The following is a 12,642-nucleotide window of genomic DNA, read 5'->3' as shown; positions in this document are numbered from 1 at the left end:
TGTTTTTTCTGTTTTAGAATTTATTCAACTCTGTCCAAATGCGCTGAACAGGCAGTCCCATGACGTTAAAGTAACTGCCTTCTAACGACGTAACCCCCACATAACCAATCCATTCCTGTATGCCGTATGCACCAGCCTTATCGAATGGTTCGTAAGTTTCAACGTAATAATTTATTTCAGCATCGGAAAGTTCTTTGAAAGTAACATCTGTTGAAACCGAAAAACTATGTTGTCGTTCCTTCGTTGTTAGGCAAACACCCGTAACAACTTGATGTTTTCGCCCACTAATCTTGTGTAACATGGCTTTGGCTTGCTCTGCATCGTGCGGTTTTCCGAGTATTTCACGGTCTATAATCACCACTGTGTCAGCTGTTAGCACGAGTTCTTTCTCGGTAATGGTGTCCAAATAAGCATTTGCTTTCACCTTACTGATGTATTCAGCAACGTCCTTTGGCTCAATGGTTTCGGGGAAATTTTCTGCAATATCGGGCAGTACACGCACATCGAAAGCAAGGTCTAAACCTCGCAAAAGTTCTCGGCGGCGTGGCGAATTGCTTGCCAATATGATGTGATAATCCTTGATATTCATTTTATTTTAGTAATATTTCTTTGCTTACCACCCGAAGGCTTTGGTGTCCATTTCCCATTTTCTTTGTGCCATTAACACCTGTTCTATGATGTCGCGCGCCACGCCGTAGCCACCATTATAATCGCTAACGTAAAGCGAAATGGCTTTAATGTCGGCACAAGCGTCCTTCGGACAGCACGCACAGCCTGCTCGTTGCATGATTTGATAGTCAGGAATATCGTCGCCCACATAGATAACCTCGTCTTCACGGAGTCCGTTTTTCTCTAAATAGGCATTCCAAATATCAAGTTTTATGGCACAATTAAGATATACATCTTTCACTCCGAGTGCTTGATAGCGTTTTTTTATTGATTCACTTCGTCCACCTGTCATAATCGCAATGTGCAAACCACGCTTTACAGCCAACTGTAATGCGTAGCCATCTTTGATGTTCACGGTGCGAATAGGCTCTCCCGCATCGTTCATTGGGACGGTGTTTGCTGACAGAACGCCATCAACATCAAACACAATAGCCTTAATCTTGTTTAAATCATAGTTTATCATAGTGTTACAATCACTTGTTAATCTTTTAGTTATACTTTCTTTTTACTTGTTTCATGAATACTTTTTGCCAATTCTTCGTATAGCTTTTTCGCTTCAGGCATATCCTTCATGAGTTCCATTTGCGCCTCTATCACATTCGTATCATATCGTATTGCTGGACCTGTTTGGGCTTCTCGTGGCGACAAATCGTGTACTTTTCGTGCCGTTTCGTCGGTCAATTCCAACATAACAGAGAAGGGTAGGTCGGCTTTTTTCAATACTTCGGCTGCCATATCGTAGCAATGATTGGCATAATTGCAAGCCCAAACGGCTGCCAAATGAAGATAGCGACGCTTGTCAGTTGATAGGTTTCGCACGTTTTTGCTAATGCTTTCAGCTACATCGGTGAGCTTTTGCAAAGTGAAATCATCGCTTGCTTCCAAGAAAATTGGAATGTTTTCGAACGCTACACGCCTTTGTTTGGAGAACGTTTGCATCGGGTAGAACACACCATAATGCTCCGCTTTCCCCTTAAAACAATCTAATGGCATTGAGCCAGCCGTATGTACAAAGACTTTTTGCGACTTATTTTTGCATATTCTATCGATTATTTCAGTCAGGATACTATCCTTTACTGAAAGAATATACAGGTCGGCTTCGTCGGTAATTGCGTCTAAATCGTTGGTTGGTACACTCTCAATTGCAGCCGCAAGTAGCTTAGCCGATGTCATTGTTCGACTAAAAACCTGCACTATATCATGGTTTGCTTCATGAAGTGCAAGTCCTAAATTGGTGGCAAGATTGCCTGCTCCTATCAAAACTATTTTCATAAGTCGGACAAAATTAGCAAAAATATACATAAAAAGCTATTTGTTTCTCGCTTTTTTAGAAAAGATTTACTATTTTTGCAATTATCAAAGTGCTTTTTAAATCCTTTTCATAATCTACTGAAAGAATAAAAACGAATGGCAATACAAATTGTAACGCGGAGCAAAGATTTGCCAAAATTGTGTGAAGGCAATTTCTTTCATAGTCGGGATTTGTTCGTTATGTTGGAACAAACCCCTCGTGTGATGCCGTGTATGGTGATTGCTACGAATGAAAAAGGCGAGGTATTGGGGCAAATTTTAGCCCAAGTGCGAACAAAAAGGCGCATCTTTTTTATTAATTTTACGCATCGAGCGCGCATTTATGGCGAGGGTTCTTATTATAAAGGAATAGAGTTTAAAGAAAAAAATGAGCTTTTCGAGGCAATGCTTACGGCATTAGTTCACTTTCTTAAACGCCGCTTTTGCTACCATATAGAATTGAGTGATACCTCAAAGAAGATGTTTGGCTATCGAGCCTTGCGCAAAAATGGATTTGTACCCATACCTTGGATTCAATTACACCACTCGCTCCACAGCAAAGCACCCAAAGAACGTGCCAACGAAAAGGTACTTCACCGTGTGCAACGTGCCTATGACAATGGATTTATTACGCGTGAAGCTGTGGGAGAACAGGAGATTCACCAGTTGTATACCTTAGTAAAGAAGTATTATATCTTGCGCAAACAACGCCACATACCAGCTGAAAAACTTTTCCAACAGATTGGTGCAAGCCAATATGGGCATGTTTATGTAACCACTTACAAAGACAAAATTGTTGGCGGAAGTGTTGTTGTGGAGTCGGGGAGAGAATCTATGTTATGGTTTGATGCCGCTTTGGACAAACGTTACCTATTTTATCACCCCCATTATGTAACGGTTTGGCACGCTTTGCAAGATGCTTTTGAGCGTGGGCAAGACCATATTCACATTCTGAATCTCGGTTTGCCATTCTCACATTCCCCCTATCGTGATTTTATGCTGAGCTTTGGCGGCAAACAAGTGAGTTCCTATCGTTGGTTTCGCTTCTCCAATTCGCTCATACGTAGCCTTATGTATTGGTATTATCGCTTGTAAAGGACCCAGTAGGAAAAGGTTGAGGATATTTCTACAAGCTTAGTTAGACGAAAATAAATTAATCTTTTGTACTTGGAAATAGTCTTGCGAAATAATGAAAGCCTTGTAGGGGCGAAATTTATTCCGTTCCTCATAACTAAAAAATAACTTTTTAATTGATAGTAACATGATACAAGTTTATGAGGAACGGAATAAATTCCGCCCCTACAAGGCAACTACAAGCAGTCCTAATTAACAAAAGATAGAAATCCAAATCCCACTTTTTTCCCAACTAAGCCTTGTAATGCTTCATAAAGGCAAACTCAAACATTTACAGACAAACAAGAAAGAGGAATCACCCACTGGTGAATCCCCTTTCAAACTTTACAAAAAAACTATTTTTATTTCTTCTTTTTCTTTCAGAAACGCTTATTTCATGCCTTTGTAAGCCTTGTTCATGCCTTTTACAACTTCGCTTGTGATGTTTGCAGAAGGGGCTGCGTAAAGGATATTGTCGCCACTTTTTGCAAGAATCATAGTGTATTTCCCATCTTTGTTGTATTCTTTCAAGTAGTTGTGAACGCTGTCAGAAAGTGCTTTGTTGTATTTTGTAACTTCCTTTTGATACTCTGTGCCTAATCTTTGGCGCAATGCTTCAGCGTCAGCAGCTTGCTTTTGTATGCCAGCTTGTATTTGTTCAGCCTGTTGTTGAGTGTATTTGTTGGCTTGAATATTCTGTTGGAAGTTTGCAGCAGCTTGTTGAATTTGCTGTTGTTTGCCTCCTAAAGTCTTTTGAATGTTTTTTTCTTTTGCTTCAAGAATCTTTGTTACTTCTTTCCAATAGGTGTATTGGCTCATGATAGAGTCAATTTCCACGTATGCTATCTGTTGTTCGCCTTTTGCAGGAGTTGCTTCTGCTGGTACAGGGCTTTCCTTTGTGTCATTTTGCTTTGGCTGTTTGTTGCATGACATGATGCTAAAAGCAACGGCTACGATAGCCATAGCAGTAAGAGTCTTTTTCATTTTTATATTTATCTTTTTTTTATTAATAATCGTTTAATATGCTTTGTTGGCTGTACGCGCCTCTTTATCTTGGTCGATAACGCAATGGATTCCTTTCTTACGCAAATGCTTGTTGTCGTGAATGTGCTGCGACTGAAAGGTTCCGCCTTTCTTAAAGATTACTCTGACCGATAACAAGAGTATCGCAATAGCAATTATTAACACACTCAACAATAAAGTCTTAACCATTTTTCGTATCTTTGCATTTATATTTTTGCAAAGGTAACACAAATCAAGAATATATCAAAAAAAAATACTATTAAAAATGACAAACATGGAATTAAAACCTGCTCGTGTTTTCGAGCAATTCGCAAAAATTAATCAGATTCCTCGCCCTTCAAAACATGAGGAAAAAATGATAGAATTTCTTAAAGAGTTTGGTAAAAGCCACAACTTGGAAACAAAAGTAGATAAGACTGGTAACGTTCTCATTACCAAATCTGCAACAAAAGGCATGGAAAACGCTCCTACAATTATTCTCCAAAGCCATATAGATATGGTGTGCGACAAGTTGGTGGACGTTGATTTCGATTTCTATAACGACCCTATTCAAACTTATGTAGATGGAGAATGGCTTACCGCAAAGGGTACAACGCTTGGTGCTGACGATGGTATCGGTGTTGCTTACGAATTGGCTATACTTGATTCTGACGATATTGAACACGGAAAAATAGAATGTCTTTTCACAGTAGACGAGGAAACAGGACTCACTGGAGCGTTTGGTTTAGAGCCTAATTGGCTGACAGGTAAGTATCTTATCAACCTTGATTCGGAAGATGAAGGACAAATTTTCGTAAGTTGTGCGGGTGGTGTTACAACCGACAACCTATTTAAATATAAGCGTGAAGAAGCTCCTGCGGGTTACTTTTTCATGGAAGCAAGCGTGAAAGGATTCATCGGTGGACACTCTGGTGATGATATTAACAAGAAGCGTGCGAATGCTATCAAGGTGTTAGGACGTTTCCTTTACATGGAGCAAAGCAAGATGGACTTGCGCCTTGTTGAGTGGAATTCAGGTAAAATGGACAACGCTATCCCTCGTGATGGCAAGGTTTTGTTTGCTGTTCCTGCTGCTGAAAAGGAAAATGTTATGGCAGATTGGAACATCTTCACAAAGGGAATCGAAGAAGAATACCACGTTTCTGACCCTAATGGCGTATTCAGCATCGAGAGCAAAGAGGCTCGCCCAGTAGTAGAAAAGGAAGTTGGTCGCCACCTCATCATGGCTATTCAAGCGGTAGACAATGGTCCTTTGACCAATTGCCAAGACGAAGTTATTGCTTATATGGTAGAAACTTCAAGCAATGTGGCTGTGGTAAAAACAGAAGAAGAGGTTATCACAGTTATTGCTTCACAACGTTCTAACGTGCCAAGTGCATTGACCAACATGGCAAACACTATCAAGGCTTGCTTCGAAATGGCTGGTGCTGAAGTAAATCAACATGACCAATATCCTGGTTGGAAGATGAATCCAAACTCTAAGCTCGTTGATGTAGCGGTTGCAGAATACAAGAAACTTTTCAACAAAGAGCCTGAAGTATTAGGTATTCACGCTGGTCTTGAATGTGGTTTGATTTCTGAAAAATATCCAAATGTAGACATGATGAGCGTTGGACCAACCCTCCGCTTCGTTCACACACCAGAGGAGCGTTTGTTGATTCCTACTGCTCAAATGGTTTGGGATCACTTATTGGCAATCTTGAAGAATATTAAGTAAAAAGAAATAAAGATTTCATTAATGTTAATTTTTTTATAATTACTTTTTAGTAAACTGATAAGAAGTGATGAGAATCACATAAACTTATTAAATAAAAATAGAAAGTGATGTGAATCACTTTCTATTTTTTTTGCAAAACCCACTGTTTTGGAGCATAAAATAGGCTGTTTTGGTGCGAAAAACAGCCTATTACGTTAATAAAACAATAAACTTCAAATAGGTATTGTTCGTTTTAAGGAAATGTTATTTTGAGCCAAATCAACTCAAAAAGTCGGCTACGACATAACTTGAACCACCTATAAAGATGAAATCATCGGGATTAGCATCTGCTAAAGCTGCTTCGTAAGCTGCTTTTACAGAGGTAAATAGACGACCATGCAAACCATTTTCGGCTCCAACCGAGGCGATTTTTTCAACTGGGAAGGCACGCTTTGTACTTGGTTGTGTCCAATAGTAAACGGCATCATCGGGCAACATCGACATGATAGCGTGAATATCCTTATCGTCTACCATGCCAAAAACGATGCGCAATGTTTTGTATGATTGGCTTTTAATTTGCTTTGAAAGGTCTATCCAACCTGCTTTGTTGTGCCCAGTATCGCAAACGACCTTCGGATTTGTTTGCATTTGCTGCCAACGCCCCATTAGTCCTGTTGATTTTGTAACCGTTGCAAAGCCTTTAGACACGCTGTCTATATTTCTAATAATCTGATTATTATACAATTGCATCACTGCTGTTAAAAGCGTATTGGTATTCTTGTCTTGATAAATACCCCCTAATTCGCCTTCAATTGTGCCGAACAATCGTGTTTCATATCGGCGTCCTACTGTTGGCAAAGCACGGGCAGACTCGACCATTGGCATATCTTCTGCGAAGACAATCATGGCGTCCATTTCTTGCGCTTTGGCTTCAAAAACGACACGCGTGTCTGGGTTAGCCTCGCCTATGACTACGGGTGTGCCTTGTTTGATGATGCCTGCTTTCTCGAAAGCTATCTTTGGCAGTGTATCGCCAAGGAATTGCGTGTGGTCTAACGAAATGTTTGTAATAATGGAGAGTAGGGGATTGATGATATTTGTACAATCTAAACGCCCTCCAAGCCCCACTTCTATAATGGCAAAGTCTACTTTTTGTTCGGCAAAGTATTTGAAAGCCATTGCCGTAGTTAGTTCAAAGAAAGACGGGTGAAGGGGTTCGAAAAATTTGCGATGCTCTTCGGTGAAGTCTATCACATATTGTTCGGAAATCGTTTCGCCATTTACTCTGATTCGTTCGCGGAAATCAACAAGGTGAGGACTGGTATAAAGTCCCACTTTGTAGCCGTCGGCTTGCAAAATAGAAGCTAATGTATGCGAACAAGAGCCTTTTCCGTTCGTGCCACCAATATGAATGGAGCGGAAATTCTGGTGCGGGTGTCCGAAATATTCGTCTAACGCAAGCGTTGTAGAGAGTCCTTCTTTATAAGCAGAAGCACCCACATGTTCAAAAACAGGGGTGCTATTGAATAAATATTCTATTGTTTCTTCGTAAGTCATATACCTTTTAAGCTAAGAAAGATTAGCTAAATAGTTTTTTGAAGTTTTCAAAAATGGAGCGTTTGGTATGGCTATCGCCTTTGAAATTGTCGCTTTCTTGAAATTCTTCTATTGCTTTTCGTTCTGTTTTTGATAGTGTTTTTGGAACGTAAACACTGATTTGAACAATCAATTCGCCCATTCCACGACCATAACCTTGTACGGCTGGCAAGCCTTTTCCTTTCAAACGGAGTATCTTTCCTGGTTGTGTCCCAGGTTCAATCTTTATTTTTACCGCACCACCGTCAATGGTTGGAATATCAACTTGACCACCGAGCACAGCAGTAGGGAAGTCGAGCAACAAGTTATAGATAACATTTTGTCCGTCGCGAATAAAGGTTTCGTTCTCTTCTTCCTCAATGTACACTTGAATATTGCCTGTAATTCCGTTGTGTTTTCCTGCGTTTCCTTTGTTTGGAACATTGACAACCATGCCTTCAGCTACACCTGCTGGAATGTTGATTTCCACAACTTCTTCGCCTTTTACAACGCCATCTCCACCGCAATGTGTACATTTGTTTTTAATAACTTTGCCTTCTCCGCCACAAACATGACAAGTTGTCTGGGTTTGCATCATACCAAAGATGCTTTGTTGGGTACGAATTTCCATACCACTACCATGACAATTTGGGCAAGTTTCTACGCCGCTACCGCTTTCTGCGCCTGTTCCATGGCAATGTTCACACACAACATCTTTGCGAACTTTAAACTTTTTGGTAACGCCTGTGGCTACTTCTTGCAATGAAAGTTTTACTTTCAAACGCAAATCGGCACCTTTATATTTAGGAGCTTGTCGGCTTCCACCGCCAAAACCTCCAAAGCCACCGCCTCCATGTCCGCCAAATACATCGCCGAACATAGAGAAAATATCGTCCATAGAGAAACCACCATCGCCAAAAGGATTGCCGCCACCGAAATTAGGAGCATCAAAACCAAATTGGTCGTACTGTTGTCGCTTCTGTGGGTCGTTTAAAACGCTGTATGCTTCAGCAGCTTCTTTGAATTTTTCTTCTGCATTTGCATCGTCAGGGTTTCTATCTGGGTGATACTTTATGGCGAGTTTTCTGTACGCCTTCTTTATTTCGTCGTCCGAAGCATTCTTATCAATGCCTAATACTTCGTAGTAATCTCTTTTTGCCATTGTTCTATTATTGTCCTACTGCAACCTTTGCGTGACGTATAACCTTATCGTTGAGCATGTAACCCGTTTGCACACAATCTATAATTTTTCCTTTTTTATCGTCGCCCATGCCTGGAACCATGGCGATAGCTTCGTGGAAATCGACATTGAAATCCTTGTCCTCAGTATCAATTTTGCTCACTCCGATGCCTTCCAAGGTCTTTAAAAACTTCTTGAAAATAAGGTCAAAGCCTTCTTTGATAGCTGCGACATCTTCTGTGTTGTCGGCAATAGCACGTTCAAAATCGTCAAGAATAGGGAGAATTGCTGTAATGGTTTTTTCGCCACCATTAAGGATTAGTTCTGTCTTTTCCTTTAAAGTGCGCTTCTTATAGTTTTCAAATTCAGCAAAAAGGCGGATATATTTGTCTTTCCATTCTTCTGCCTCGTTCACTTCTTCCTTTGTTTCCCCTTCTGTTTCCTTGTCAAAATCGGTTTCAACGTTATCGTCAGAAGTTTCATTTTGGGCAGTTTCGTCGTTCATTGCCTCTTCGTTCAACTTTGTTTCCTCGTCTTCGAGTTCTATGTTTTTATTCTTTTTGCTCATGATTATGTTTTTTATCTACTATATAAATGGAACAAATAGCGTGCCAAATTAAATAATAAATAGATTAAAAGTGCATGGCTGACATTTTATGCGCCATACATTTTATTGCGTTGCTCCTTAATTTTCTCGTCGTGAACGTATTCATCGTAACTCATCAACTTGTCAATTGTGCCGTTAGGAGTCAGTTCGATGATTCTATTTGCCACCGTTCCAATAAATTCATGGTCGTGTGAACTGAAAAGAACATTGCCTTTAAAGCCAACAAGATTATTGTTGAACGCTTGAATACTTTCAAGGTCGAGGTGGTTAGTAGGGGTATCGAGTATCAAACAGTTGGCATTTTGCAACTGCATACGTGCTATCATACAACGCATTTTCTCGCCTCCTGAAAGCACATTTACTTTCTTTTCCACTTCTTCTTGCTTGAATAACATTCTGCCTAAGAAGCCTTTCATAGCCACTTCGTTGCCTGGTCCATATTGTGAAAGCCAGTCTACGAGATTCATATCGCAGTCGAAATATTCTGTATTATCGAGTGGGAGATAGGCCGTTGTAATGGTAACACCCCAATTATAAGTGCCTGCTTGTGCTTCACGCTCACCATTTATAATATTAAAGAGGGCTGTCATCGCTTTTGAATTGCGTGAAAGGAACACAACTTTTTGTTCTTTTTCAACGTTGAAATTTACATGGTCGAACAAAACTGTGCCGTCTGCATCAACTGCTTTAAGGTCTTCTACTTCCAAAATTTGGTTGCCTGGCTCGCGTTCCATTTGGAAAATAATGCCTGGATATTTACGGCTTGATGGTCTGATTTCTTCCACATTAAGCTTTTCAAGCATCTTTTTGCGTGATGTAGTCTGCTTACTTTTGGCAACATTGGCAGAGAAACGACGAATAAACTCTTCCAATTGTTGTTTCTTTTCCTCCGCCTTCATCTTTTGATTTTGTGCCTGACGAAGTGCTAATTGAGAACTTTCGTACCAGAAAGAGTAGTTACCTGCAAAAACAGTAACCTTTCCAAAGTCAATATCAATAGTTTGCGTACTTACAGAGTCAAGGAAGTGGCGGTCGTGCGATACGACAAGCACAGTCTGTGTCTCCTCAATTTCGCCCAAATATTCTTCCAACCATTCAACTGTTTCGAGGTCAAGGTCGTTGGTAGGCTCATCGAGTAGGAGGTTTTCAGGCTTACCAAATAGGGCTTTAGCCAACATAACACGCACCTTTTGAGTATTAGATAATTCACCAACAAGCTTCTGGTGGTCAGTTTCTTGCACGCCAAGGTGTTGCAAAAGCTGTGCTGCTTCGCTGTCAGCTTCCCAACCATTCATCTCAGCAAACTTCAGTTCCAAGTCGGCTGCGCGGTTGCCATCTTCCTCAGTCATTTCAGGTTTAGCATATAATTCCTCACGTTCCTTCATGTTTTTCCATAAAGGTTCGTGTCCCATAAGGACTGTATCGATTACTCTAAATTCATCATATTTGAAGTGGTCCTGCTCCAAAACCGATAAACGCTCGCCAGAACCTAAGGTAATCGTACCTTTGTTAGGCTCTAAATCGCCTGAAATGGCACGAAGTAAAGTTGATTTTCCAGCACCATTAGCACCGATAACGCCGTAGATGTTACCTGGTGTGAACTTGATATTTACGTCTTTGTACAGAACTCTTTTGCCGAACTGAACTGCAATATTTGAAAGTGTAATCATTGTTTGTTTTTAAACCTATTTCTATTTTGCGTGCAAAGGTACAATAATAATGTGGTTCTGCCAAAAACAAATGGATAGGAGTGAACAAGAATAAATTATTAATTTGCCCTATTTATCATAACTATCATTAGTTTATAAAATAGGTTTCATTTATCAAAATAGGCTCTTTTGGTTGGCAAAACAATAGGTTTTGAACCGCAAAAGAGCCTGTTTTGATTTTTAAAGCAATCTTGATATTTTTACTTGCCGATATATTCTGGGCGAAGTTTTACTTTTGGAATTTTCATGGTGTCGCCTTCAGACATGGTTTCGGCATTGTTCAGCACTTGGAAATAGCCAACCATATCGGGACCCAACGTTTTTCGACTATACGACTCCATGGTTTGACCTTTCTTTAATACTACCACTTTTTCAATTCCTACAATATCGTATGCGCCATATCGAATGCGTCTGTCAGCACTCAGCTGCTTAAATTCGTTGGTTTCAACAGGTTGTGGGGCTTGTGCAGCTGCTTTTTTATCTGCTTTTTTAGGAGCAATTGGCGCAGTTGCTTTGACTTTCTTTGCAGTTTGACTCGGTTTTTCAGCAGGTTTTTGCGCCGTTTTTTCTTGAAAAGATGCAAGAATATTGTCACGTAATGCACAATCTTTGCCGTATTGATAGCCGAAAAATGCGAGTACAACAATCGCTAAAATGGCTACTATTATCCACCATTTTTTGTTGGAATTGGTTGGCTCGTTCTCTAAATCATCAGTTGTTTCAGCCTCATTTTCAAAGGTTTGCGTTTTATGTTCAGCTTTCTCGAACTGTTTTTCAGTAGACTTTTCTTCCTTTTCAACCGATTGTGTCCCCTGCTCTACTGCTTTGGGCTGCTCAACTTGCTCTTGTTCTGGGCGAGGAATAGGTGTCGCGTGAGTTGGCGGCGTTGGATTTTCAACTTTTTTAGCAGTATTTTGCTCTTCTTTTCGTTCTATTTTGGCGTTATTTTCCTCTGTTTTTACCGATTTTTCTACAATATTTTCGCTTTTTTCCGCAGCCTTTTCAGTGAGCGGAGTTGCAGTTTCAGACACTTTTTCAAGCGTGTTTTCCTCTTCAACCGATTGGTTTTCAGCATTTTCTGCCACCTCTTCGTTATCGAAGTCTACCCCATCGTTCAACACAACGGTTTCAAATTGCGCAAAAGGCTTATTGACAAGCTCTTTCATCGCAGCATCTGGAGTGAACGAAACCTTATCGTGTCCTGCAATTAGTACACGCTCGCCCGTATTCACATTGATGCTTTCACGAGGCTTTACGGCTTGCACTTTGAAAGTTCCAAGTCCCTTTACCTTTGCTATTTTGTCTTCGTGCAACCCTTCTTGAATGACTTCAAAGAGCTGACTGACAAACTTTTCCGACTCTTTTATGGTTAGTTTGTGCTTTTTTGCAACTGCATCAGCCACCAATTGTAATGCTGTTTTTGCCATTATTCAGCCCCTCCTTTCTTCAGTTTTTCCTTGACAGACTGAGTAGCACGGAAGCCTAAAACCAATTTTGGTGGCACTAACATGCGCTGTCCCGTACCAGGATTGACCATGATACGTTCCATTCTTTTTTTTACTTCAAAAGCTCCAAAGCCCGAAACCAAGAAAGGTTCGCCCGATTCAAAATTATCTCCCATTGCTTGCAAGGCTGTTTTCACAAGCTTTTCCGTTTCGTCTTGCGTGCGACCTGTCTTATTTGCTAATGCGGCTATGAATTCTTTATTGTTCATATCTTGGGATTTACTTTTGCGTTTATACTAATTGTTATCGTAGTACTTTAGAGTATTTTTGTAAGA

13 protein-coding genes are annotated in these 12,642 nt (G+C 40.3%); 2 read left to right on the top strand and 11 right to left on the bottom strand.

Going from position 1 to position 12,642, the window contains the following annotated elements; translation table 11 throughout:
- Positions 1–13 precede the first annotated feature (13 nt).
- The 3 genes from DYI03_RS11390 to DYI03_RS11380 are packed head-to-tail and all read right to left on the bottom strand — an operon-like array spanning position 14 to position 1,941.
- Positions 14–589, bottom strand: a complete 576-nt coding sequence (locus tag DYI03_RS11390) for a Maf-like protein (RefSeq protein WP_021669532.1) — start codon at positions 587–589, stop codon at positions 14–16.
- Between the two features lie 24 nt (positions 590–613).
- Positions 614–1,132, bottom strand: coding sequence for a KdsC family phosphatase (locus DYI03_RS11385; protein WP_004355466.1), 519 nt, complete (start codon positions 1,130–1,132; stop codon positions 614–616).
- Between the two features lie 29 nt (positions 1,133–1,161).
- Positions 1,162–1,941, bottom strand: coding sequence for a Rossmann-like and DUF2520 domain-containing protein (locus tag DYI03_RS11380; protein ID WP_025064585.1), 780 nt, complete (start codon positions 1,939–1,941; stop codon positions 1,162–1,164).
- Positions 1,942–2,076: 135 nt separating this feature from the next.
- Here DYI03_RS11380 and DYI03_RS11375 point away from each other — a divergent pair, with 135 nt between their 5' ends.
- Positions 2,077–3,054 (top strand): GNAT family N-acetyltransferase, encoded by a 978-nt coding sequence (locus DYI03_RS11375; RefSeq protein ID WP_004355447.1) that lies wholly within the window; start codon positions 2,077–2,079, stop codon positions 3,052–3,054.
- A gap of 408 nt (positions 3,055–3,462) precedes the next feature.
- On the opposite strand, the gene DYI03_RS11370 is transcribed toward DYI03_RS11375, so the two are convergent.
- Both DYI03_RS11370 and DYI03_RS11365 read right to left on the bottom strand, forming a co-directional pair.
- Positions 3,463–4,056: an OmpH/Skp family outer membrane protein gene (locus tag DYI03_RS11370; protein ID WP_021669536.1), complete on the bottom strand. Its 594-nt coding sequence runs from the start codon at positions 4,054–4,056 to the stop codon at positions 3,463–3,465.
- Positions 4,057–4,089: 33 nt separating this feature from the next.
- Positions 4,090–4,284: a hypothetical protein gene (locus DYI03_RS11365; protein WP_004355328.1), complete on the bottom strand. Its 195-nt coding sequence runs from the start codon at positions 4,282–4,284 to the stop codon at positions 4,090–4,092.
- A 76-nt stretch (positions 4,285–4,360) separates the two neighbouring features.
- On the opposite strand from DYI03_RS11365, the gene DYI03_RS11360 reads away from it, so the two are divergent.
- Entirely contained in the window at positions 4,361–5,812 is a 1,452-nt protein-coding gene (locus DYI03_RS11360) for an aminoacyl-histidine dipeptidase (RefSeq protein ID WP_021669537.1), read from the top strand.
- A gap of 258 nt (positions 5,813–6,070) precedes the next feature.
- On the opposite strand, the gene DYI03_RS11355 is transcribed toward DYI03_RS11360, so the two are convergent.
- The 6 genes from DYI03_RS11355 to DYI03_RS11330 form a co-directional block, all read right to left on the bottom strand.
- Entirely contained in the window at positions 6,071–7,348 is a 1,278-nt protein-coding gene (locus DYI03_RS11355; RefSeq protein ID WP_021669538.1) for a bifunctional folylpolyglutamate synthase/dihydrofolate synthase, read from the bottom strand.
- Between the two features lie 22 nt (positions 7,349–7,370).
- Positions 7,371–8,528, bottom strand: a complete 1,158-nt coding sequence (gene dnaJ / locus DYI03_RS11350; RefSeq protein ID WP_021669539.1) for a molecular chaperone DnaJ — start codon at positions 8,526–8,528, stop codon at positions 7,371–7,373.
- A 7-nt stretch (positions 8,529–8,535) separates the two neighbouring features.
- Positions 8,536–9,114, bottom strand: a complete 579-nt coding sequence (locus DYI03_RS11345) for a nucleotide exchange factor GrpE (protein ID WP_021669540.1) — start codon at positions 9,112–9,114, stop codon at positions 8,536–8,538.
- A gap of 86 nt (positions 9,115–9,200) precedes the next feature.
- Positions 9,201–10,823: an ABC-F family ATP-binding cassette domain-containing protein gene (locus DYI03_RS11340; RefSeq protein WP_021669541.1), complete on the bottom strand. Its 1,623-nt coding sequence runs from the start codon at positions 10,821–10,823 to the stop codon at positions 9,201–9,203.
- 239 nt (positions 10,824–11,062) lie between these two features.
- Positions 11,063–12,289, bottom strand: a complete 1,227-nt coding sequence (locus DYI03_RS11335) for an HU family DNA-binding protein (protein ID WP_021669542.1) — start codon at positions 12,287–12,289, stop codon at positions 11,063–11,065.
- Positions 12,289–12,576 carry an HU family DNA-binding protein gene (locus DYI03_RS11330; protein WP_004355373.1) on the bottom strand — a complete coding sequence of 96 codons (288 nt, stop codon included), beginning with the start codon at positions 12,574–12,576 and terminating at the stop codon, positions 12,289–12,291. The genes DYI03_RS11335 and DYI03_RS11330 overlap by 1 nt, the downstream gene beginning before the upstream one ends.
- Between the last annotated feature and the right edge of the window lie 66 nt (positions 12,577–12,642).

It is taken from the genome of Prevotella disiens (assembly GCF_900454955.1).
GTDB lineage: Bacteria > Bacteroidota > Bacteroidia > Bacteroidales > Bacteroidaceae > Prevotella > Prevotella disiens.
Note: the sequence above shows the minus strand (reverse complement) of the source record. Positions and strands in the feature narration are given on the sequence as shown.

Coding starts and splice junctions, on each gene's coding strand:
- DYI03_RS11390 (WP_021669532.1), bottom strand. CDS start 589: ATGAATATCAAGGATTATCACATCATATTGGCAAGCAATTCGCCACGC.
- DYI03_RS11380 (WP_025064585.1), bottom strand. CDS start 1,941: ATGAAAATAGTTTTGATAGGAGCAGGCAATCTTGCCACCAATTTAGGA.
- DYI03_RS11370 (WP_021669536.1), bottom strand. CDS start 4,056: ATGAAAAAGACTCTTACTGCTATGGCTATCGTAGCCGTTGCTTTTAGC.
- DYI03_RS11360 (WP_021669537.1), top strand. CDS start 4,361: ATGACAAACATGGAATTAAAACCTGCTCGTGTTTTCGAGCAATTCGCA.
- DYI03_RS11375 (WP_004355447.1), top strand. CDS start 2,077: ATGGCAATACAAATTGTAACGCGGAGCAAAGATTTGCCAAAATTGTGT.
- DYI03_RS11355 (WP_021669538.1), bottom strand. CDS start 7,348: ATGACTTACGAAGAAACAATAGAATATTTATTCAATAGCACCCCTGTT.
- DYI03_RS11385 (WP_004355466.1), bottom strand. CDS start 1,132: ATGATAAACTATGATTTAAACAAGATTAAGGCTATTGTGTTTGATGTT.
- DYI03_RS11335 (WP_021669542.1), bottom strand. CDS start 12,289: ATGGCAAAAACAGCATTACAATTGGTGGCTGATGCAGTTGCAAAAAAG.
- dnaJ (WP_021669539.1), bottom strand. CDS start 8,528: ATGGCAAAAAGAGATTACTACGAAGTATTAGGCATTGATAAGAATGCT.
- DYI03_RS11345 (WP_021669540.1), bottom strand. CDS start 9,114: ATGAGCAAAAAGAATAAAAACATAGAACTCGAAGACGAGGAAACAAAG.
- DYI03_RS11330 (WP_004355373.1), bottom strand. CDS start 12,576: ATGAACAATAAAGAATTCATAGCCGCATTAGCAAATAAGACAGGTCGC.
- DYI03_RS11340 (WP_021669541.1), bottom strand. CDS start 10,823: ATGATTACACTTTCAAATATTGCAGTTCAGTTCGGCAAAAGAGTTCTG.
- DYI03_RS11365 (WP_004355328.1), bottom strand. CDS start 4,284: ATGGTTAAGACTTTATTGTTGAGTGTGTTAATAATTGCTATTGCGATA.